Origin of the sequence: Paenibacillus sp. FSL R5-0713, from assembly GCF_037973325.1 — a bacterium.
Taxonomy (GTDB): domain Bacteria; phylum Bacillota; class Bacilli; order Paenibacillales; family Paenibacillaceae; genus Paenibacillus.
In genome coordinates, this window is the sequence record NZ_CP150229.1 from 6,290,003 (window position 1) to 6,311,672 (window position 21,670).

Below are 21,670 nucleotides of genomic sequence, written 5' to 3' on the forward strand. Positions count from 1 at the left end.
CAATTAAATACGTAAAGAGGTCAGTGATTATGAGCAAAAAAACAAACATTCCCCGGTCTCCGGGCAGACCCAAAACGGCTGCCGATCAAGCATCTGTACAAACCAACATATTGATGACAGCTTCACGTCTGTTTATGGAATATGGGTATGAACCCGTCTCTCTTCAACAGATTGCTTCATTATGTAATGTAACCAAAGCATCCATCTATTATCACTTCACCAGCAAAGCCGATCTGTTCACCGTTGCCATTACACGCATGATGGCAATGAGTATGCAGCAGACTTCACTCCGCTTGGATGAACCTGGCACACTACAAGAGCGGCTAATCAAGGTTGCAGAAGCGAAGATGCAACACTCCCATATTGAAACCGAGACCATGATGCGAGAAGCCGAGAAGCATCTGAATACGGAGCAGCTCAGCCAGATTCGAGAAGCCGAGGTTCGTATCTTTGAAGTGCTTGCGACCCACTTCCAGCAGGAGATGGATAACGGCTATTTGCGGGTCGCCAATCCCATGTTGCTTGCTCATGCATTTACGTCACTGCTCATGCTCGCGAACCGCGAAGATGTACGCAATATGAATGGTGGCAGCATTAAGGAACTCGCACGGGAACTTGTTGCCCTGTTTCTGGATGGAGCGGTTAAGCGGAACGAAAGATCATGATAGGAGGAACAACTTATGTCACATTCAAAATCATCCCCACGCATCCCCCGTCTGCTGGAAACAAGGCGCATATACCTACGTCCTTTCGAGATTACAGATGTGGATGCTTACTTCCCCGGTCTGTTTGACGCTGAGATGCGCAGGCTGACAGGAACACAGAATAGTTTCACACGCGCTCAGGTTGAACGTTATGTTGAAAACGCAGCACAGGATGATTCCAGACTCATGCTACTTATTGCTTTACAGGAAAATGACCAGATCATCGGAGATGTCGTCCTGATGGACATGCATGCCAAGAATCGCAGTGCACATATTCGTGTGGCCATCGATCAGGCGGAGCATCAAGGAAAAGGCTACGGCAGCGAGGCGTTACTGCTTATGCTGGACTACGGCTTCGGTATCTGTAACCTGCATCGAATCGAACTTGAAGTGTACGCCTTCAACGAGAGAGCTATCCGCACGTATGAGAAACTCGGATTCCAGCGCGAGGGTGTGAAGCGGGATGTCTTGTTCTACAATCACCAATATCATGATGCCATCCAGATGAGCATGCTGGAAGATGAGTTCAGGCAACGTCATATGAAAGGACAGGCAGGGAATAATTAAGTTTCCGTTCAGCCAAAATGAGACAAAAAAACCGGGGATTTAGTACACCTCCCCGGTTAGAAACTTCAGATGACCCGTGAGCACCGACAGCTCGGCGGGTGTCTTCATATACAATTCGCCATCCGTGTCAGCTGACATCGGCGTATCTGTGTTCACTTTTAGCGTAGATGCCTTGAAGTATGAAATGCTCTCACTCTGGGGTTGCCAATCTCCCTCGGGCTTATGTGACAGGATCTCTCGCAGCAGCGGGATGCCTGTCTCATGAATAATGAGTACGTCTAGCTCCCCATCCTGCAATGCATCCGGTGCAAAAGGCAGGGCATTCGTTCCCAGAAAACGGCCGTTGGCTGCGTAGATCATTACCGCTTCGCCTTCCATCTCTTTCCCATCCGCCTCCAATTGATAACGAAACGGCTCCGTATGACTAATTGTCTGCAACGTGCTGATGAAATAACTGAGCTTACCCAGCGTGCCTTTCAGATTCTCGTTAATATTCTGCGATGCATCACTGATCAAGCCAATACCAAAAAAGTTCGTGAACACCCGATCATTGGCTCGTCCAACATCAATAGATACTACCCGACCTGCGAGCATTTCTTGTGCAGCAGTCTCTGCATCGGGTGAAATGCCGAGCGAACGCGCAAAGTCATTACAGGTGCCTCCAGGCAATATGCCAATCAACGGAGGATGCTGCAGATCAGCCAGTCCATTCACGCATTCATGCACCGTGCCATCCCCACCCAGAATAAACACCACATCGAATTGTTCACCGCGTTCACGACACAACTTCTCTCCTTCGCCGGGTTCATCGGTACGCACAATGACGAGTTCATGGACAGCGGGGGCCAGCACACCAACCACGAGACCCACTGTATTCTCACGATTGGCCTTGCCTGAATGATGATGATGAATTAACAATGCTTTGTTAAACTCCATCCTTCTCTTCCTCCATTCCAATGCTTGTTAACCTTTACCCAAGAAGGTTGAATCCATAAACAATCCCTGCGCTAAGCACTCATCATTCCAAATAGGTTCCCCAATCAGACATGCATCCTAATCCTCATTCATTCGTAATAGCTATATAAATTCAACTATTTAGATAACTCGTTGATCTTACAAACCATTTCCTTGGTTAACCAGATGTATGCATGAGAAAAAGGGTTTCTCCGCACCTTATGTCATAAGGCCGCAAATTTTGCTGGTGAGAACCCATTCAAAACGATTCAAAACGGTTATATCTATACCATATACGAATGGAGGGATTCCCTATGATTCCGGCAACGTTGGAACAATTGGAGCAAGTTCGCAAGGAATGCCGTACCATGGTTCGCAAAAGAGCTACCGCATCTGCCGGTACAACACTCGTTCCGCTGCCCGGTACAGACGTGCTGGCTGATGTGGGGATGCTGATGCAGCTGTTGCCTGCCATTAACAATAAATTCGGATTATCCCAAAAACAGTTGGACGGCATGGACCCCGAGACCAAATCCATGATCTATGGATTCGTCATGTCCATCGGAAGCAAAGTCATCGGACGTATGGTGACGAAAGAACTGGTTGTCCAGGTTTTGAAAAGAGTTGGCGTACGCGTAGCTACTAAGTCCGTTGCCAAATTTGTCCCATTTGCTGGACAGGGACTGGCTGCTGCACTCAGCTTCACAGCTATGCGATATGTGGGTAACAAACATGTCGATGACTGTTATGAAGTCGTCAAACGCATGATTGAGCAGCGCGAATTGATCCCGGGTGAACCCGCTCCGTCTGCACTGGAGGAAGCTAACAGGGACAACATAAAGATAGAAGCGAGGTCGATCTCTAGCAACGGCGCAGATGAACCTGCTAAGGAGTCTAAGGATCAGTAACTAAAACGATCCATATCCTAATGTCACTCCTCTGGATATACGACAAATAGCCGGGAACCCCTACTAGGGGGCTCCCGGCTATTCTTGTTATTTACATTGTAATCAGATCGCCTGCGGTTGCTGCTCTGCAAACTGACTATTGTACAGATCCGCGTAGAAACCTTGACTCGCCATTAATTCCTCATGATTGCCCTGTTCAATCACGTTACCATGATCCATAACCAGGATCAGATCGGCGCCGCGAATGGTGGACAAACGGTGTGCAATGACAAAGCTCGTGCGATCCTTCATCAGATCATTCATGGCTTTCTGAATGAATACTTCAGTCCGTGTATCCACGCTACTCGTCGCTTCATCCAGAATGAGAATAGCCGGGTTCGCCAGAATCGCTCTTGCAATGGTCAGCAACTGTTTCTGCCCTTGAGAGATGTTCGACGCCTCTTCATTCAGCACCGTGTCGTATCCATCAGGCAGTGTACGAATAAAGTGATCCGCATGTGCCGCAACGGCTGCCTTGATGACATCCTCTTCCGTAGAACCTTCTCGACCATAGGCGATGTTGTCCCGAATCGTTCCGTTGAACAACCAGGTATCCTGAAGCACCATGCCGAACAGACTGCGCAGCTTGCCACGCTCCATGTCCTTAATGTCGGCACCGTCAATCGTAATCCGACCATCCTGAATTTCGTAGAAACGCATTAACAGGTTGATCAGGGTCGTTTTACCGGCTCCCGTTGGTCCAACAATGGCTACGGTCTGTCCCGGTTTTACATCAATGTTCATGTTATGAATGAGCAGTTCATTTTCTTTATATCCAAAATTAACACCTTGGAATGTAACCGCACCTTTAGGTTGCTGTAGTTGCACGGGTTGTTTGGACTCCGGAACTTCTTCCTCTTCATCCAGCAACTCAAATACCCGTTCTGCCGATGCAATCGTCGATTGAATGATATTAGAGATATTAGCAATCTGGTTAATCGGTTGTGTGAATTGACGGGAGTACTGTGTAAAGGCCAGAATATCCCCGATCGAGATAGATCCGCGAGTAACGAAGATCCCACCGACCACACAGATCAGTACATAACCCAGGTTACCGACAAAACTCATGAGCGGCATAATAATACCCGAGATAAACTGGGCTTTCCAGCCGGATTCATACAACTCTTCATTGACCTTCTCGAATTGCTGTACCGATTGTTCTTCGCGTCCAAATGCTTTGACAACCTTGTGTCCTGTGTACATCTCTTCGACATGACCATTCAGTTCCCCGAGGGACTTCTGTTGGCCTGCAAAGTGTTTTTGCGAACGGGAAGCGACCAGCATAACAACAACGACACTGAGTGGCAGTGTCAAAATCGTGATCAAGGTCATCCATGGACTAATCGTCAGCATCATGATAATTACGCCGACAATCGTGACGATGGACGTAATGAACTGTGCCAAACTTTGCTGAAGGGTATTACTGATATTGTCCACGTCATTCGTGGCACGGCTCAGTGTCTCCCCAGTCGTACGGGAGTCGAAATATTTCAAAGGAAGGCGTCCAACCTTCGCACTGATCTGCTCACGCATGTCATAGACAACACGCTGGGCTACACCAGCCATCAGGTATTGCTGAATATACATGAATGCAGCACTGAACAGATAGAGCCCGCCAAGCAGGTATAATACTTTCATCAATGCAGGAAAATCAATCCCGGCTCCCTGCACACCCTGAAAGATGGCAATGGCGCCTTCACTAAGAATATCCGTACCTTCGGCCATGATCTTAGGACTGATGATACTGAATACGGTACTCAGAATGGCTGCAACCAGCACCCCAAGTAGACGAGAGCTGTGGGGCTGGAGATAACGAATCAAACGCCGCAGTGTGCCTTTGAAATCTTTTGCTTTCTCAGCGGGAGGTCGCATGCCCATACCCGGACCGGGTCCCGGTCCGCGAGAGGCACGGGGTGCTTTATGTTTTTCTGTATGATCACTCATGCGATCTCCTCCTCAGTCAGCTGGGAGGATACAATTTCGCGATATACTTCATTGTGCTCCAGCAGCTCTTTATGTGTTCCTGAACCGACAATTCGTCCCTCATCCATAACCAGAATACGATCGGCATCCATTACTGTACTTACACGCTGGGCAACAATCAGCACAGCCGCTTCTGTCGTTTCGGACTTCAGCGCAGCACGAAGTTTAGCATCCGTTTTGAAATCGAGGGCAGAGAAACTGTCATCAAAGATATAGACTTCCGGACGGCGAACAAGTGCGCGAGCGATGGACAAACGTTGTTTTTGTCCACCAGACACGTTGTTACCCCCTTGTGCAATTAGGCTGTCATATCCATCTTTCATCTCGGTAATGAAGTTCTCTGCCTGAGCCGTACGAGCCGCATGAACAACTTCATCCATTGTGGCATCGTCTTTCCCGTGACGGATATTCTCCGTAATTGTACCCGTGAAGAGGACTGCCTTTTGTGGCACAAAGCCAATTTTGGCCCGCAAATCTTCCTGCCGAAGTTCCCGCACATCCGTACCATTGACCCGAACGCTGCCTTCAGTCACATCATAGAATCGTGGAATAAGACTGAGCAATGTCGATTTCCCGGAACCCGTACCCCCAATAATGGCTGTTGTCTCACCTGAACGAGCTGTGAAGGATATATCGGACAACGCTGGATTCTCTGCGCCCGGATAACGGAAAGTTACATGGTCAAACTCAATCATCCCCTGCATGGATTTCATGCCACGAGGCTGCTCGGGGTTGCTAAGATCCGGCTGCATATCAAGTACTTCGTTAATCCGTTCTGCCGATGCTGAAGCTCTTGGAATCATGACAAAGATCATGGAAACCATAATCAGTGAGAACATGATTTGCATGGCATATTGAATGAAGGCAATCAATGCACCGATGTTCATATTGCCGCTGTCAATCCGCATTCCACCAAAATAAAGAATGGCAATCATCGAAAAGTTCATAACCAGCATCATAACAGGCATGATGGTCGCCATGAGCACATTAACTTTAATAGAAGAATCTCTCAGTTCCGTGTTGGCCCCGTTAAAGCGCACGCGCTCATGCTCACCACGGTTAAAGGAACGCACGACACGAATCCCTGTTAACTGCTCACGCAGCACCAGGTTGAGGCGGTCCAGCTTTTTCTGAATGGTTTTGAACAAAGGTAAACCCTTGGAACCAATCAGCGCAATGGCTCCGCCCAGTACAGGCAGCACGACCAGGAAGATCGTAGATAATTTGGCGTCCTGCGAGACCGCCATGAAGATACCACCGATACACATCAATGGAGCCATAATCATCATGCGCAGCATCATCGTAAGTACGTTCTGTACCTGCGTGATATCATTCGTCGTACGCGTAATCAGGGAAGCCGTACCCATCTTATCGAACTCCTGGAGCGAGAAGTTCTCCACATGGCGGAATACTCTGCTGCGAAGTTGTTTGGCAAATCCACCCGCAGTGCGGGAGGAGAGGTAACTGGCGATCACTGAACACGCTGTTCCGCCAATCGCAATGACCAACATCCATCCACCAATCTGCCAAATATAAGGGACATCTCCCTTAATGATGCCAAAATTCACGATATCCGCCATTAACGTAGGCAGGTACAATTCGGCAAGCGACTGAAACAGTACCAATACCAGAATGAAGATAATCGGTATTCGATAAGGCTTCAGCATGCGAAACAGTTTCATCATGGCGTATCATCTCCTTGTGTGGACGTCTCCGTCTGTTGGAAAACCACTGTATCAAAAAAGGTATAAACCTTGGTCAACAACTCCGTCAATTGAATGCTTTCTTCCTCACCCAAATGCTCGACGAGCTGGTTGAACGTTTGCATGCGCTCCTCATGTGCCGCCCGAATAATGTTCCGCCCTGCCTCTGTAATGGTGATACGCACAGCACGGCGATCCGTCGGGTCCATGGTCCGTTCGACAAGCCCTTCATCCTCAAGCCCACGAATAACCGGGGTTATTGTTGGTGATTTCACCCGCAGTAACGCACTGATTTCCGATACTTTAAGTCCTGGGCGACTCTCATTCAGTTCTCTCTCAAAATCTGGCGGATTATCCCGCCAGTCCAGACGTTCTCCTGGATGGGTACCATGCAGCAAACAAGCAAGCACCATAATTTCATTATGATTGCGCCCATGAGGTTTATTTTGCCTCCACTTGCCTTTATTAAACTGCATGATGGAGTATAAAAGCTTCTGAGCGACCGGATCTATACCAGTCATATTGGATTCCTCCCTCTTTCTTTATTAATGCATAGATATCCAATATCATAGGACACCTATTAAATAGCATCGCAATTAAATAGATATGCAATTAATTAGGTGTACTAAGTATATTATCGCAGGAAGCGAAAGTCAAACAACTAAAAATAACCAAGAGTAACCCATACTAAACGCTTATAACCGCTTCGTTATGGGCTTTGTCATTTTGCCGTCATTGGAGCTGGCTATAGTTATTGTGCGCAATATCAGGAAGGAAACTCAAAAAAGCTCCCATCCAATACTCCGGTAGATGAATACCCGGTGTACTTAATGGGAGCATTGTTATACATATGGAATGAAGAAACAAGGTAGCCTCTCTTATTGCAAAATTAGATGAACTTGTTGAGCATCACGCATCACCTATCATGACTTTGAAGCAGAGACCGTTTGAGGCACTGAGGCAAACGGGAAATATTCTTTTGCATTGTTGTAGGCAATGCCCTGTACGATCTGACCAAGCAGCTCCATATCCTGCGGTGCTTCGCCCTGTTCAGCCCATTCACCAATGAGATTGCAGACCAGGCGGCGGAAATACTCATGCCGTGTGTACGACAGGAAGCTGCGTGAATCAGTCAGCATACCGACAAATCGGCTGAGCAGACCCACATTCGCAAGTGCCTTCATCTGGGCGAGCATGCCGTCCTTCGTATCATTGAACCACCATGCTGCACCAAGCTGGATTTTGCCCGGAATACCACCGCCCTGGAAACTGCCGATGATCGCTGCAAGAACTTCATTATCCCTTGGATTTAAGGAATACAGAATCGTTTTGGGTAACGCCTGCTGCTGTTCTAACGCATCGAGCAATCCAATCATTGCTGATGACAGTGGTGTATCATTCACGGCGTCATAACCGGTATCCGGCCCAAGCTTGGCAAACATCCGTGTATTGTTGTTACGGGCTGCATTAATGTGGAACTGCATCACCCAACCGCGCTCTGCATACAGTTTGCCGAGGAACGTCAATGTGACCGTCTTATACTTGTCCTCTTCCTCACGAGTTACCTTCTGACCTGCAAGTGCCTTCGCAAAAATCTCACCCGCTTCTTCTCGCGTAGCCACACCGTAAGGAACATAATCAAGTGCATGGTCAGAGACTCTGCCACCGACGGAATGGAAGAATTCCACCCGGGACTCCAGCGCAGTAAGGAAGGATTCATAATCTGAAATGGCAGTGCCAGATGCCTGCGACAGCTTGCCCACCCATTCGGTGAATGTATCCCGGTTCAATTCCAGTCCTTTATCTGGGCGGAAAGAAGGCAATACCGCCGTATCAAAGCCTTCAATCTCCTGAATCTTTAGATGATACTCCAGAGAATCGGTAGGATCATCGGTTGTGCACACAACAGTGACATTGGATTTGGTAATCAGATCACGTGCACCGAATCCGTCACTGTTCAGTTTGGCATTTACTTTATCCCAGATGGCCGGTGCGCTTGACTCATTCAATACTTCGTAGACGCCGAAATATCGCTGTAATTCCAAGTGAGACCAGGCGTACAACGGATTACCAATCATCATGGGTACTGTTTTGGCGTAAGCCAGGAAACGATCGTAATCGGTTACGCCTTCGCCGCCAGTCACATATTGCTCTTCAATTCCGTTTGCGCGCATGAGCCGCCACTTATAGTGATCACCGTATAACCAGGCCTCCGTAAGATTGCCAAAGGTTTTGTTCTCGTAGATCTCCTGAGGACTGAGGTGGCAATGATAGTCAATAATCGGCATGTCTTTGGCATAATCCTCATATAACTTGACCGCCGTTTCATTATGCAGCAAAAATTGTTCATCCAGAAAAGATTTCATTCGCCTCGCACGCTCCCTTTAGGTGAGTTTACGTTCATATGGGTTCACTTCCCATCTTTACGCTACACTGTTTGCCATCAAAGTTCAATATAAAATGATAGCGTTATCAAAAAAGGTTGATTTAGGCATATATTCGGGAACAAGGTATACTGGATTTAACGCAAGGATGCTGATCTGAAGATCACACAAGGAGATGAATATGAATGAAAATTACTTTTCTCGGCACAGGAGATATGTTCAGCGTGGAGCAGCACCACAATAGTATGTTGGCTGAATTCGAAGACACGCATCTGGTCATTGATTTTCCGGAATCAAATGCCAAAGCACTCAAGGAATATGGATTTCCCATGACCGATATCCACAATGTTTTCATTTCACATCTACACGAAGATCATATTAATGGTGTACAGATGCTGGGGTATTACGCACAGATCGTGGGCGACCGCAAACCCCGTCTGTTCATCCATGAACAATTGGTAGATCCGCTCTGGAACATACTCTCCCCCGGCATGCGCTACACAACGGATGGTGAACGTACCATGAGTGATTACTACGATGTTGTTCCCCTGCCAGATGGAGGCACATTCGAACTGGGCGGTGTGACGTTTGAGACATTTCGGACGCAGCATGTTCCCGGTATGGTCAGCAATGGGTTAATCGCCAAGCCTTACTTCTATTACAGTGCAGACAGTACACTCAACCAGGAACGGGTGGAGCAAGTTGCCGCTGATGTGCAGCTGATTTTCCATGAATGTCATATGCATGATCTGGTGATCAAATCTCATACCTCATTGAAGGAACTGGAGCAACTGCCAGCCGAAGTGAGACAGAAAACCGTGTTGATGCATTATCATGATGAGTACGCGGATGCGGACAAACGGGAACAATTCAACCGCGATCATGATCTGCGAATGGTTGGCACGCTGGAATCCTTTGAGTTGGATTAGATAAACGGAGATCCAACACATAGGCAGCGTCTCCTCAGGTTCCTTTGATCCGTTTGCCTATGGTGAGAGCGTTAACCCAAGTTAAGCTAACGAATCTGAGAGGTCCTAATTAGTCAAAATCCGAGGTATCAGTATTCTAACGAATCTCAAACGCGTTAATCTGATGATGTTGCTCCAATTGGCGCTATTAAAATCACTTTTGGCAGTAATAAGGTTACTGAGATTCGTTAGAATTACAATAAGCCTAATTCGGTGCAAATAAAGTGGGCTGAGTTCGTTAGGAGTTTCTGTTGAGTTGGAGTTTTGGCCATCCATAGAAAAATGCAAAAACCACCTGAACATAGGAGTGCCTGCTCCCCTGTTCAGGTGGATTATCGATCGATCTATACACCATTATTCATATCATCCATCGGTGCATCTTTTCTTTTCTTATATATTGCCTGATATACGCCGTTACTCAGCGTCAGCGCAGTCCTCATTCTGTTCAGGAAGGGCCCATACCGAGACGCCTCCACCGCACACATGGAAGGTGGCCCAGCCGTCTTCCTCGATGGTAATCTGATCCTCACAACTGTTCGTCAGATCCACCCAGACTTCACCAGCACGATGCTCTCCGATGAACATTCTCTTCTCACCGTCATCCCCGTTGGAGATGACCACCGCACAACCAGAACCTTCGATTTCCTCTACGCCACGACGCACCCAGCCAATCGTATTGGCGTGATCGAAGTAGTCTTCCTGCTCCCCATATGCCTTGTTGCAGCGCGCAGACAGCAGAATGTCCAGAATTTCTTTTTTGCCATCCACAGGTTCAGGACCACCAATACCATAATAATCTCCGTAAAATACAACCGGATATCCATCACGTCGTAATAGTGTCAACGCATAGGCACTCGGCTTAAACCAGTCTCCAATCCAGGATTCCAATGCTTCATGGGGTTGGGAGTCATGGTTATCTACAAAGGTTACCGCATGGGTAGGATGGGTCTGGACCAAGGTGTCATCAAAAATTTTGGAGAGATCAAAGTCTCTGCCTGCAAGCGAAGCCTCATGCAACTTGTAGTGAAGAGACACATCGAACAGGTCGATCTGATAATCTACCGTATCAAGGAACTCACGACATGCATCCAGGTTCGAGTTCCAGAACTCACCTACGATGTAGAAATCCTGACCGCGTTTGCGGATCATCTCTGCTGCGAACTCCTTGATGAATTCGTGATTGATGTGCTTAATCGCATCCAGCCGGAACCCACCGCACTGGAGGGTGTCGATCAGCCATTTTCCCCAATCGATCATCTCACGCCGCACATCCGGATGGTTATAATCTATGTTGGCGAACATCAGATAATCGTAGTTGCCAAACTCATCATCGACATTCTGATTCCAGTTCTTGTTCTCACCTGCGATGCGGAATACACCGCTTCGTTCTCCCTTGGCATCATAGTCCGTACCGTTGAAATGTTCGGAGCTCCACTTAAAGGAGGAGTATTGATCACCGCGACCCGGGAATGTGAATTTGGTCCAGCCTTCAATCTCGAACGGTTCAGAAATTTCCTTCGTCCGATCATTGGGATCAACCTCAATCACTTTGAACACTTCCGTCTCATCTGCTCCGGCCTTGTGATTCATGACCAGATCCACATAGACGGCAATTCCGTTCTTCTGACACTCGGCAATGGCCTCCACCAATTCCTGCTTGGTGCCATATTTGGTCCGCACGGTACCCTTTTGATCAAATTCGCCCAGATCATACAGATCATATACACCATAACCTGTATCTTCTGCTGACACTGCCTTGGTTACGGGTGGTACCCATACCGAGTCAATGCCTTTGGCTTTCAGTTCCGGGGCCATTTCAGCCAGTCGCTTCCAATGATCTCCGTCTGCAGCCAGGTGCCATTCAAAAAACTGCATCATGGTATGATTTCTCTTCATTATAACCGACCTCCTTGATTGCTTTCGAAGCGGACCGCGGAACGGATAGGGTAATCGCCGTTGTTCGTTCGTTGCTAACCAAGTTATAACCCTTTCACCCTACCTTTCAATCATGTAAAGGGAAGAAATCTGAAAAAAAATGTTAAACTCCTTGGTTCCGCATTTGCCTGATTCCATTGGAACTGCTCTGAAGATGCAATATCAGATTCGTTTATAGTCCCGCCACTCCTCGGGCAGCAGGGAACGGTACGGTTCTTGGATAAAACGATCGTCGACCAGCACCAACACGCCCTTGTCTTCTTCCGTTCGAATCAGCCGTCCACCCGCCTGCAGCACCTTGTTCATTCCCGGGAAAATATAAGCGTAATTAAATCCGTTGCGTCCTGTCCGATCATAATAATCACGTAATACGTTGTTCTCCAAACCAATCTGCGGCAGCCCCGCACCTACCACCACAACGCCATTCAAGCGGTCTCCCGGCAGATCGACACCCTCCGAGAATACACCACCCATAACGGCAAACACCAGTCGTGTTCGTTCAGGATTCGGCTGGAATCCATCCAGAAACTGCTCCCGTTCCAGTTCGTTCATGCCCTGCTTCTGTATGACCGTATCCGCTTCACTTGGAAGCTGTGCATAGGTGTCATAGATCTCGCGCATATAAGGATACGACGGGAAGAACACCATCAGATTACTGCGCGGCCATTCACTTACCAGCTGTTGCAGCATCTCCGCAATGGGGCGCCGAGATTGTTCCCGGTCTTTATAACGAACAGATAAGGGCATGAGTCTCACATCCAGCTGTTCACGCTGAAAGGGTGAGGGAATCTGCAACGTATAATCTTCTTCCTCTGCACCCAGCATATCCCGATAATAGCGAAGAGGTGACAAGGTTGCCGAGAAATGAATGAGGGAGCGGAAGCCTTTGGCCGTCTGACGAAGCAACACCGACGGATCGAGACAGAATAACTTCACTCGCACTTCACTTCGTACACACTCTGCATACGTAATAAAACGTTCATCATACAGCTTGGCAATACGCAGAAAATTCTGTGCCGTGAAGTAGGCATCGAGCAGCAACTGATCCGTTTCGGCATTGCCCGAGCCACCTTCAACAAGACACTGCTCCGCAACCATAACAAAAGGCTCCAGCCGTTCAATTAGTTCCTCCGGCGCCTCCTGTTGAATGATTTTCCCCTCATCTCCACCATTTTGGCGAAGGGTAATCAGATACTTAACAATGGCCCCGGTGTAGTCAACAATGGCTTTGGCAGCAGGCACACTGCTGTCCAGCGACTGGAACTCCCTTTTCACATCCAGGAACACTGCCTTCTCCAGCTCCGCGGAAAACATCGTTCGCCCACGATCGACCAGATTATGTGCCTCGTCCACCAGTAATACCGTCTTGCGTTTCTGCTCTTCCAACATTCTTTTCAGAGAGATCCGCGGATCAAAAATATAGTTATAATCGCAGATCACCGCATCGGCTGCATATGCCGCATCCAGTGAAAACTCAAACGGACACACCCGATGTTTGCGCGCATACTGCTCAATAACCGGGCGTGTCATTAACGTCTCATGTTCCAGCATGTCCAGCACGGCTCCATTAATACGGTCATAATATCCTTCGCACATGCCACACTGCCCCGTATCACAAGCTTCCTCTTCCTTGAAACAGATCTTGTCCTTCGCGGTCAGACTTATGACATGCATCTTCAATCCTTCCGATTGCATCCGGGCAAAAGCTTCTTCTGCCGCCACCCGTGTCGTTGTCCTCGCGGTCAGATAGAACAATCGGTTCGCTTCGCCTTCGCCAATGGCTTTGACCGTGGGGAACAGCACGGACATGGTTTTGCCAATACCTGTTGGTGCTTTGGCCATCAATCCCTGACCCTCACGGATCGTTTTGTACACGGCTCCAGCCAACTTCCGCTGCCCCTCCCGGTATTTGCGAAAAGGAAACGGCAGCTCTCGCACACTGATATCACGCTTTTCTTCATATGCAGCAATCATCTCTGCATATGGCGCATAACCGGCAATCACTTCTGCCGCAAACTGCTCCAGTTCCTCTCGTTCTGCCATTCGGCGAAACCGTCTCTCTTCATGGGTCACCGAATGCACATACGTTAACTGCACTTGCATACGTGGTTCATCATGCTGGACAGCGTACATGTAGGCATACATCATGGCCTGCGCCCAGTGTACCGGAAGACCCTCTCCCAGATCATCCAGATTGCCCGCAGTTGATTTGATCTCATCCACCGTCAATTGCCCCTCCAACCGGATCAGGCCATCACACCGCCCTTCCACCACATAGGTCAGATCCCCATGTTGGATCTCAGTTTCGAGCACAATCTCTTTTAAATCCTCTTCGGTATACTCCTTCTGGACACGTTGGTGGATTCGAGTCCCCTCCTGCATCGAGGCATTGGTCCGGAACCCCGGACGTATGCTGCCACTGCGGTACACATACTCCACCAAAGGTCTTACCGATATCCGAATTGTTGTTGTCATACGATCACCCGTTCTGTTTGTAGTGATTATACTTTATCATGAAAAGACGTGCTCAAACCAGTTGATCCACCGATTGGACTCGCACAATCTCATATGCTATCTTGAGATAGAATGTACTTAATGAGGAGGCAGCTTCTATGTATATCTATTTGGTTCCTTCACCGATTCCGGATGCACTTGCTGCGTACCCGCATCTCACTTTGCGAAGCGAAGAGCATGTGCGTCTGGCGATTGAATCCGCAGAACGCCTGATGAATATTGAGTCTGATGATAAAGTAGCCGCATATGAAGCTTTCGATGCCGCAGGCTCCTGGACTGGCGGTGGTTTCGCTGTTCTGAACAATATCCCTGTGACAGAGGATGGTCGTGACGATTTTGAAGAACGATTCAAGAACCGTGCCCGCAAGGTAGAAGATGAGCCTGGTTTTGTCGGTATTCGTGTGCTTCGTCCTCTCAAGGATGATACGTATGTCGTACTTACACTTTGGCAATCCGAAGAACATTTCAAAGGCTGGCAGGAATCCCAAGCCTATAGCCACGCTCACCGAAACCGCAGTACAAGCGAAGGGCTGACTGCACAGAAGCCCACGATGTTCCCCAGACCTTCTTACGTCACAACGTACACGATCGAATAACGGAATGGGTCGCATCTGGCTTTTATCGCGGTAACCCACGTTTTTTTCACACCTCTTCCTGCTTGGAAGAGGTTTTTTGCCGTCCATTTTGAAGGCTTTCGTTTTTGACACAGCCATGCTGAGATAGGATAATACTTGTTAAATGAAACTTCGGAAGGGAAGGCGGTACCTTGTCACGCAGTTCACTCACCCGATTTCTAAGCGGACCTTTTATATTCTTTACCATCATCATGATGATCAAAAGCTCACTGGCCTGGATCGTTATCTTCGATGACATCCCTGTCTGGAAACCTCTGCTGACCGAATTGCCGCTCATCTGGATCGGCTTCTGTCTAATTGAGTGGTTTGCTGCCAAGCGGCGGATGTGGATGTACCTTGCCATGAATTTGCTGCTCTCAGGCATTTTCTTTGCAGCCATCATGTACTACAAATATTACGGTGTAATCGTTAACTATCACGCGCTGGCACAGGTGAATCAGGTGACTTCGGTCAAGAGCAGCATGTTCTCTTTGCTTGACCCCTATTATTTGTTTATTTTTGCAGACGTTCTGATCATTGGGGGGATACTCGTTCGTCGTCGGATCAAGCTCGGGAGTACAGAACGCCCGAATCGCATTCCGCTTGAACGACGTGCCAGAAGACGGGTTGCTTCGGTCATTCTGATCCTGTCCATGATCCTGTGCATGCTCAACATCTACCCCAATCGGGCCAGTATGAGTGAGCTTACACAAGCAGAACAGATGGGCATCCTCGGTTACGAGGCGTATACCATCCTGGATCGACCTGATGAACTTGTGCCCGTTGCTCACATTGATCAGGCTGCCATCGACCAACTGAAGCAAACGACTCCACTTCCTGCGATTGTGAAGCAGGGTGCAGCGAGCGGACGCAACGTGATCATGCTCCAGATGGAATCGTTTCAGAACTTTCTGATTGGATTAGAGGTGGATGGACAGGAGATCACGCCCAACCTGAATGAATTGGCTAGACAGAGCCTGTATTTTCCTAACTTTTATCAGCAAGTGGGACAGGGAAATACATCCGATGCCGAATTCGTTGTGAATACTTCGTTCTACACCCCACCGAACGGGGCAGCAACGACTGTATACGCAGATAAGGCTCTGCCGAGTCTACCCAAGCTAATGGCGGCGAACGGATATCAGACAGCCACATTCCATACAAATGATGTCCGATTCTGGAATCGGGATCAGTTATACAAGGCACTTGGATTCGACCAGTATTATGATATTGATTATTTCGGCACACAGGATTCTATCGCCTTCTCGGCCTCGGATGAAGTGCTATATTCCAAAACACTGGATAAGCTGGAGTCCATGCAGTCTTCCGGTGTTCCCTTCTATGCCCATATCATCTCCATGTCAGCCCACCACCCGTACACTTTGCCCGAAAACAAGGTGAAGCTGACGCTGCCTGAGCGTTACAAGGATACGTTGCCCGGCGATTATCTGATATCGCAGCACTATGCCGATCAGGCGATTGGACAGTTGATTGCTGGACTGAAGGAACGGGGATTATGGGAAAACAGCCTGCTCGTCCTGTATGGGGATCATCTGGGTCTCCCCATCTATTCACTGGATAAGCAAGACAGAGTCATCATGAAAGAGTTGTATGGTCGGGAGTACACATCAGCAGATATGATTAATATTCCGCTCATGATCTCGGCCCCTGGCGTAACCGCGGGTGTTCAGCTGGAACAGATCGGAGGTCAGGTGGACATTCTGCCAACGATTGCGGGACTCACCGGCGTATCATTGGAGGACCAATTACACTTCGGACAGGATTTGCTGCGTGAAGGCGGGAATCTTCTACCCGAACGATATTACCTTCCTTCCGGGTCCGTTCTAAACGATGCTTCTCTCTTCATACCCGCAAAAGGATACGGGGACGGAACGCATTATTCCCTAGCTGATGCGGGCAGACAGGATACCGGGCAAGAGCAGAAGGCTGTTCCTTCGGAAGAGACGCCGCAGATTTCGGCGGGCAAGGTACCTCCAGCAATCGTTACATCCAGTAACAATGAGGTTTCTTCTTCACGGTTTATAACCAAGGAACAGTATGATCGAGCATTGGATCTTGCACACTTGTCCAACAGTTATTTGAGCCAGCTTCCGGATCGAAAGACTACACAATAATTATTTTTCACTCGAACTCATCATGCGGCGACCTTCCTCTCTTACATAGACGGAATGGTCGCTATTTATCTGTACGGAGCCAGACTGGATGCCTATCCATTCGTGAGCAGACCATCAAAGAGCCAGTTGCCTTCCTCGGAACGAATGAAATAGAGATCCAATGCACCGTTTCCATCAGACCATACAGTAGCCATATGTAAAATGACCCGATCTGAATCCAGCGGATTAAATCCGCGATACTCCAGATTATTCAGGCTAACGTTTTGCAGAAAAGGTACTTCGTAATCTACCTGATCCCGTTTCGAAATAATGACATTGCTCTGCTGCGATATTTCTATGTTCGGAGAAGACACCGATTCAAGATATGCATAATCTTTAGATTGCATCGCTGCCATCAGTTTAAACGTAATATTCAGCGTTTCTCTTAAACTTTCTACTTCTTCCTGCTCTTTTGCTTTTTTTTCATCTTTTTCCTTCCGGTTGTTCCGCACCTGCTCCTTCAGCAGTTCGTTTTCCTTCTGAACTTGTTCGATATCTATGGCATCCTTGCGTTCCCTCTGCTGTACATCTGGTAGTGAAGCATCGTCACTTGAACTGCAGGCTGTTAAAAACAAAGCGAACATCGATATGAACAAAATTCTGCTTTTTCTCATCTAATCCCCTCCTTAAATAAAAATGAAAATAAACATATATCTTCCATATTAATGGTAACATATCCCACACAAATAAAAAGAGGATCTCGTTCGTTCTGAAAAATAAACCAAAAAGACCCGAACCCTGTTAGTCCAGGCTCGGGTCTTTCAACTCATTACAACGGCAGTAATGCAACCGACTTACGAGCAGTCAATTGCTCTACCATGGCAAGCCACTCCTGTGGTTTGTTCGGTAGCACCGCATAATATCGATTCAGGAAATCAGCCACCAGACTGGCTGGCAATTCACTGAGTGACTCATCGCCTGGCATGAAGCACAGATCCAATCCGCCAACCGCTTCCCCATCCCCTTGCCAGGATGGATGAACGTACGGGAAATCCAGACGCTGGTATCCCAGATGCGACAATACTTCGCGGCGTACATACGGGTCCATCGGCTTGATCCCGCCAAATTCGTGATCCTGACTCAGATATGGGTTATAGATTTCGGCAAACATGCCGAACAATTCCTTCCCGTTGGCTGCCGCGAGCTTCTGCAGATCACGCTTGCGGTGATTGGCCAGGAAACTGCCGATACCCAGACCTTCACGCCCAATAATCGTAAAGTCCGTCATGGCCACATTCCAATCCTCGTAGTAACGGTACTCTGTCGCGCCAACAACTTGTCCCTCGTGCACAGCCACGAATACCCGAATACCTGGATCTTCCAATGGCTCTGCCCAGAGCGGGAAGTCCAACACTTCTTCCCTTGGGAAGATCTCCTGCATCAGCTTGTGCATTTGGGCAAACAATGGATCGTTAATGGATGTAATACGCGTGAATTCCATGGATAAATGCCTCCTTGATATGAATGTATATTTTAATCATTCGTGTATCTAACTCGTTCAAAATTGGGTTTGATCTGTAATGGTGAGCAAATCTTATCGAAATGGATTTCGCCACTCCATCAAGGCAGCATAATTGCAGGACTCCTCATCATCCAGATAGTCTGCGGTTACGCCTACGGGCATGCGGCCACAGCGAAGCAGGAACGATATCACCGGGTCACGCTTCTCACCCGCAGCCACTTGATCCAGATATTCCTGTGCAGACAGTTGATCTGCAACCAGATGATAACCTGGCATTCTCCCCGCACCCAGTAACCGATCTATACCCTGTGCGATCACCAGGTGGTACATCGCCTGCATCATCAACTGAGCCAGTCCCCACTTGCGGTACTTCGGACGAACACAGAGATCAACAATATACAGCGTGTTGCCATCCGGTTGGTGGTTACGAATATAGCCGTCATCCGTTACTTCGGCCCAGGTATGACTCGCTGGATGTGCAGGGTCCCACTGCATCCGCAGCGAGGTCATCGATCCGGCCAATTCTCCATCCACTTCAATGCATATGACCCCTTCCGGGTAATGCTGCACATGACTGTTGAGCTGCTCGTGACTCCAGAGCAGCTCTTCCGGATAAGGAGGAGGGAAACTCTCCGCCTGAATGCGAACAAGTTCCTCAAAGTCGGCTGCAATGTAATTGCGGACGACTGCTTTTACCCTTTTACCCTTCCGCTCCGGGTCGGTGATCAGCATTTCTTTCCTATACATGTTGCCGGATCGCCCCTTTCCACTGACAAATGAATTTTGTTACATGTTCCGATGTCCTGTTCATTTATAAATGGAGTTTTACTACTCCCAATCGGTATACAGATCAGTACGGCGGTCACGCCAGGTCGTTACCGATCCACGTTCGCGTACCTCATACAACAATTCCAGATCCAGATCAGCGGTCACAATCATATCGTTGTTAAGCTCACCCTCGGCCAGAATGCCACGTGGCGGGAACGGAATATCATTTGGCGTAATAATCGCAGCCTGTCCGTAGTTGGCACGCATGAAATCAACCGTCGGCAAGTTGCCCACCGTTCCGGTTAACACAACATACACCTGATTCTCCACCGCACGGGCATGACTTGTATAACGCACACGGTAGAATCCGTGACGATCGTCCGTACAGGAAGGACAGAAGATCACGTCAGCGCCTTTGGCTTTGGCCATCCGCACAATTTCCGGGAATTCAATATCGTAACAGGTCAGCATCGCAATACGGCCTTTATCGGTGTCGAACACCTCAAGTCCATCCCCTGGAGCCATATTCCATTCCTGTACTTCGGTTGGTGTAATGTGAATCTTGTCCTGGCGCGCGATGCGACCATCCGGGTAGAACAGGTGAGCTGTATTATACAGCTTTCCCTCACGGCGAATGACGTGGGTTCCCCCGATAACATGCATACCGTACTTGGCAGCAAGTGACGTGAACAGTTGTTCATATTGCTCCGTAAAGTTCGGCAGATCCTCAATGGTCAATGCATTACCTTGTTCGTCTCCAATGGACATTAGTTGCGTTGTGAAAAATTCCGGGAACAGCACAAATTCGGTTCCGTATTCACTCGCTGTCCGTATATAATGCTCCGCCTGTGCGGCGAACTGCTCAAACGAGCTAATTGTGTGCAATTGGTATTGTACAGCGGATACCCGCAGTTTCATGTTCGTACACCTCCACCATCATTATGCTTCCATTGTAACAACGATCCTGATTCAACAAAAGAGTATTTACACTGGGTACTACAACGACAGAATACCTTCCAATCGCTTCCCTCACTCACCCAGCATCGACTGTGTGAATCCGATCCATTCTCTCGTGGCAAAAGACAGATAACGGTCCTTCCGCCAGATCATGCCGAGCTGCCATGGAATCACCGGTTCCACCACGGGTATAATGCGCACGCGCATGTGGTCCACCTCACGACAGATCGTTTCCGGCAGTAAAGCTACACCCAGATTGGCGGCAACCATTGCGCTGAGCAGATCCCACTGAGAGCTCTCATACACCACTCTGGGCTGGAACCCCGCATGCTGGCAGGCCACAATAATCCGGTCATGCAACGCAAAATCCTCCCGAAACAACACAAAGGCGTCGTTTTCGAGTTCATGCAGCGCAACCGAATCTTTACCCGCAAGTGGATGTGAAGGATGCACAAGCAGATTCAATTTCTCTTTCACAAAAACAAAATGATCCAACAGTTCGTCCACGGTTGGCAGAACGGCAACGCCAATATCCAGTGCACCGCTAATCACATCGGCCTCCACTTTTTTGGCACCATCCTCAAATAGCTGAATGGTCACCTGCGGGTAGGCTTTGTGGAATTCACCAATGATCATGGGGAAAAAGCTGGACCCCACCATCGGCGGCAGGCCAATCCGCAGGTGACCTTTCTTCAGATTCATCAAGTCGTCCAGTTCGGATGACAGATTGCGGAATGATTTTTCAATCTCAAGCGCCTGTCGGAAAAACACATGGCCTGCATCGGTTAATTCCACCTTTTTGCCATAACGGTCCAGTAGCGTGATCCCCAATTCCTCTTCAAGACTCTTGACCGTCTTGCTGATGGTAGGCTGGGTGATATACAGCACTTCAGCTGCTTTGGTGAAGCTTTGTTGTCGGGCAACTTCCAGAAAATATTGCAAATGGCGGATATCCATCCGTTGATCTCCACCTCTCATAGACAAATGGAATAGTAAACATTCTTAATATGCATTTTACTCATGAAAGAATGCCATG

At 48.4% G+C, this 21,670-nt stretch carries 18 protein-coding genes; 6 read left to right on the forward strand and 12 right to left on the reverse strand.

From position 1 onward, the window contains the following. Positions 1–29: 29 nt before the first annotated feature. A complete protein-coding gene (locus tag MKZ12_RS27995; RefSeq protein WP_339257800.1) occupies positions 30–665 on the forward strand; it encodes a TetR/AcrR family transcriptional regulator in 636 nt (211 codons plus the stop codon). Positions 666–680: 15 nt separating this feature from the next. After that, positions 681–1,271, forward strand: coding sequence for a GNAT family protein (locus tag MKZ12_RS28000; RefSeq protein WP_339257801.1), 591 nt, complete (start codon positions 681–683; stop codon positions 1,269–1,271). Between the two features lie 39 nt (positions 1,272–1,310). Here the strand turns inward: MKZ12_RS28000 and MKZ12_RS28005 are convergent, their stop codons facing one another. Further along, positions 1,311–2,207 carry a diacylglycerol kinase family protein gene (locus MKZ12_RS28005; RefSeq protein WP_339257802.1) on the reverse strand — a complete coding sequence of 299 codons (897 nt, stop codon included), beginning with the start codon at positions 2,205–2,207 and terminating at the stop codon, positions 1,311–1,313. A 332-nt stretch (positions 2,208–2,539) separates the two neighbouring features. On the opposite strand from MKZ12_RS28005, the gene MKZ12_RS28010 reads away from it, so the two are divergent. Beyond that, positions 2,540–3,133, forward strand: coding sequence for a hypothetical protein (locus tag MKZ12_RS28010; protein WP_339257803.1), 594 nt, complete (start codon positions 2,540–2,542; stop codon positions 3,131–3,133). Between the two features lie 102 nt (positions 3,134–3,235). Here the strand turns inward: MKZ12_RS28010 and MKZ12_RS28015 are convergent, their stop codons facing one another. The 4 genes from MKZ12_RS28015 to uxaC all read right to left on the reverse strand — a co-directional run bounded on the left by MKZ12_RS28015 (position 3,236) and on the right by uxaC (position 9,224). Further along, positions 3,236–5,116, reverse strand: coding sequence for an ABC transporter ATP-binding protein (locus MKZ12_RS28015; protein ID WP_339257804.1), 1,881 nt, complete (start codon positions 5,114–5,116; stop codon positions 3,236–3,238). Next, positions 5,113–6,840, reverse strand: coding sequence for an ABC transporter ATP-binding protein (locus tag MKZ12_RS28020; RefSeq protein WP_339257805.1), 1,728 nt, complete (start codon positions 6,838–6,840; stop codon positions 5,113–5,115). Before MKZ12_RS28020 ends, MKZ12_RS28015 begins: the two co-directional genes overlap by 4 nt. Beyond that, complete coding sequence (locus tag MKZ12_RS28025) at positions 6,837–7,379, reverse strand: MarR family transcriptional regulator (protein ID WP_339238482.1); 543 nt, start codon at positions 7,377–7,379, stop codon at positions 6,837–6,839. Before MKZ12_RS28025 ends, MKZ12_RS28020 begins: the two co-directional genes overlap by 4 nt. A 402-nt stretch (positions 7,380–7,781) precedes the next feature. Beyond that, positions 7,782–9,224, reverse strand: coding sequence for a glucuronate isomerase (uxaC, locus tag MKZ12_RS28030; protein WP_339257806.1), 1,443 nt, complete (start codon positions 9,222–9,224; stop codon positions 7,782–7,784). Positions 9,225–9,427: 203 nt separating this feature from the next. Between uxaC and MKZ12_RS28035 the strand changes: the two genes are divergently transcribed. Further along, positions 9,428–10,171, forward strand: a complete 744-nt coding sequence (locus MKZ12_RS28035; protein WP_339257807.1) for an MBL fold metallo-hydrolase — start codon at positions 9,428–9,430, stop codon at positions 10,169–10,171. Positions 10,172–10,624: 453 nt separating this feature from the next. On the opposite strand, the gene MKZ12_RS28040 is transcribed toward MKZ12_RS28035, so the two are convergent. Together MKZ12_RS28040 and MKZ12_RS28045 are read right to left on the reverse strand one after the other, a co-directional pair. Beyond that, entirely contained in the window at positions 10,625–12,106 is a 1,482-nt protein-coding gene (locus MKZ12_RS28040) for an alpha-amylase (RefSeq protein ID WP_339257808.1), read from the reverse strand. 201 nt (positions 12,107–12,307) lie between these two features. Beyond that, the gene (locus MKZ12_RS28045; protein ID WP_339257809.1) at positions 12,308–14,620 is read right to left on the reverse strand and encodes a helicase C-terminal domain-containing protein; all 2,313 of its coding nucleotides are present in this window, start codon (positions 14,618–14,620) and stop codon (positions 12,308–12,310) included. Between the two features lie 137 nt (positions 14,621–14,757). On the opposite strand from MKZ12_RS28045, the gene MKZ12_RS28050 reads away from it, so the two are divergent. Together MKZ12_RS28050 and MKZ12_RS28055 are read left to right on the forward strand one after the other, a co-directional pair. Beyond that, complete coding sequence (locus MKZ12_RS28050) at positions 14,758–15,255, forward strand: antibiotic biosynthesis monooxygenase (protein ID WP_339257810.1); 498 nt, start codon at positions 14,758–14,760, stop codon at positions 15,253–15,255. 170 nt (positions 15,256–15,425) lie between these two features. Beyond that, positions 15,426–17,408 carry an LTA synthase family protein gene (locus MKZ12_RS28055; RefSeq protein ID WP_339257811.1) on the forward strand — a complete coding sequence of 661 codons (1,983 nt, stop codon included), beginning with the start codon at positions 15,426–15,428 and terminating at the stop codon, positions 17,406–17,408. 92 nt (positions 17,409–17,500) lie between these two features. Here MKZ12_RS28055 and MKZ12_RS28060 read toward each other — a convergent pair whose 3' ends face one another. The 5 genes from MKZ12_RS28060 to MKZ12_RS28080 all read right to left on the reverse strand — a co-directional run bounded on the left by MKZ12_RS28060 (position 17,501) and on the right by MKZ12_RS28080 (position 21,591). Then, complete coding sequence (locus MKZ12_RS28060) at positions 17,501–18,061, reverse strand: hypothetical protein (RefSeq protein WP_339257812.1); 561 nt, start codon at positions 18,059–18,061, stop codon at positions 17,501–17,503. 155 nt (positions 18,062–18,216) lie between these two features. Beyond that, on the reverse strand, positions 18,217–18,888 hold the full coding sequence (locus MKZ12_RS28065; protein WP_339257813.1) for a GNAT family N-acetyltransferase: 672 nt from the start codon (positions 18,886–18,888) through the stop codon (positions 18,217–18,219). A gap of 93 nt (positions 18,889–18,981) precedes the next feature. Beyond that, complete coding sequence (locus MKZ12_RS28070) at positions 18,982–19,656, reverse strand: GNAT family N-acetyltransferase (protein ID WP_339257814.1); 675 nt, start codon at positions 19,654–19,656, stop codon at positions 18,982–18,984. A gap of 81 nt (positions 19,657–19,737) precedes the next feature. Then, positions 19,738–20,595, reverse strand: a complete 858-nt coding sequence (locus MKZ12_RS28075; protein WP_339257815.1) for a carbon-nitrogen hydrolase family protein — start codon at positions 20,593–20,595, stop codon at positions 19,738–19,740. Positions 20,596–20,706: 111 nt separating this feature from the next. Next, positions 20,707–21,591 (reverse strand): LysR family transcriptional regulator, encoded by an 885-nt coding sequence (locus MKZ12_RS28080; protein WP_339238506.1) that lies wholly within the window; start codon positions 21,589–21,591, stop codon positions 20,707–20,709. Positions 21,592–21,670: the final 79 nt, after the last annotated feature.

Excerpts from the sequence above, each read along its gene's own strand:
- MKZ12_RS27995 (WP_339257800.1), top strand. The coding sequence starts at position 30 with ATGAGCAAAAAAACAAACATTCCCCGGTCTCCGGGCAGACCCAAAACG.
- MKZ12_RS28000 (WP_339257801.1), top strand. The coding sequence starts at position 681 with ATGTCACATTCAAAATCATCCCCACGCATCCCCCGTCTGCTGGAAACA.
- MKZ12_RS28005 (WP_339257802.1), bottom strand. The coding sequence starts at position 2,207 with ATGGAGTTTAACAAAGCATTGTTAATTCATCATCATCATTCAGGCAAG.
- MKZ12_RS28010 (WP_339257803.1), top strand. The coding sequence starts at position 2,540 with ATGATTCCGGCAACGTTGGAACAATTGGAGCAAGTTCGCAAGGAATGC.
- MKZ12_RS28015 (WP_339257804.1), bottom strand. The coding sequence starts at position 5,116 with ATGAGTGATCATACAGAAAAACATAAAGCACCCCGTGCCTCTCGCGGA.
- MKZ12_RS28020 (WP_339257805.1), bottom strand. The coding sequence starts at position 6,840 with ATGATGAAACTGTTTCGCATGCTGAAGCCTTATCGAATACCGATTATC.
- MKZ12_RS28025 (WP_339238482.1), bottom strand. The coding sequence starts at position 7,379 with ATGACTGGTATAGATCCGGTCGCTCAGAAGCTTTTATACTCCATCATG.
- uxaC (WP_339257806.1), bottom strand. The coding sequence starts at position 9,224 with ATGAAATCTTTTCTGGATGAACAATTTTTGCTGCATAATGAAACGGCG.
- MKZ12_RS28035 (WP_339257807.1), top strand. The coding sequence starts at position 9,428 with ATGAAAATTACTTTTCTCGGCACAGGAGATATGTTCAGCGTGGAGCAG.
- MKZ12_RS28040 (WP_339257808.1), bottom strand. The coding sequence starts at position 12,106 with ATGAAGAGAAATCATACCATGATGCAGTTTTTTGAATGGCACCTGGCT.
- MKZ12_RS28045 (WP_339257809.1), bottom strand. The coding sequence starts at position 14,620 with ATGACAACAACAATTCGGATATCGGTAAGACCTTTGGTGGAGTATGTG.
- MKZ12_RS28050 (WP_339257810.1), top strand. The coding sequence starts at position 14,758 with ATGTATATCTATTTGGTTCCTTCACCGATTCCGGATGCACTTGCTGCG.
- MKZ12_RS28060 (WP_339257812.1), bottom strand. The coding sequence starts at position 18,061 with ATGAGAAAAAGCAGAATTTTGTTCATATCGATGTTCGCTTTGTTTTTA.
- MKZ12_RS28065 (WP_339257813.1), bottom strand. The coding sequence starts at position 18,888 with ATGGAATTCACGCGTATTACATCCATTAACGATCCATTGTTTGCCCAA.
- MKZ12_RS28070 (WP_339257814.1), bottom strand. The coding sequence starts at position 19,656 with ATGTATAGGAAAGAAATGCTGATCACCGACCCGGAGCGGAAGGGTAAA.
- MKZ12_RS28075 (WP_339257815.1), bottom strand. The coding sequence starts at position 20,595 with ATGAAACTGCGGGTATCCGCTGTACAATACCAATTGCACACAATTAGC.
- MKZ12_RS28080 (WP_339238506.1), bottom strand. The coding sequence starts at position 21,591 with ATGGATATCCGCCATTTGCAATATTTTCTGGAAGTTGCCCGACAACAA.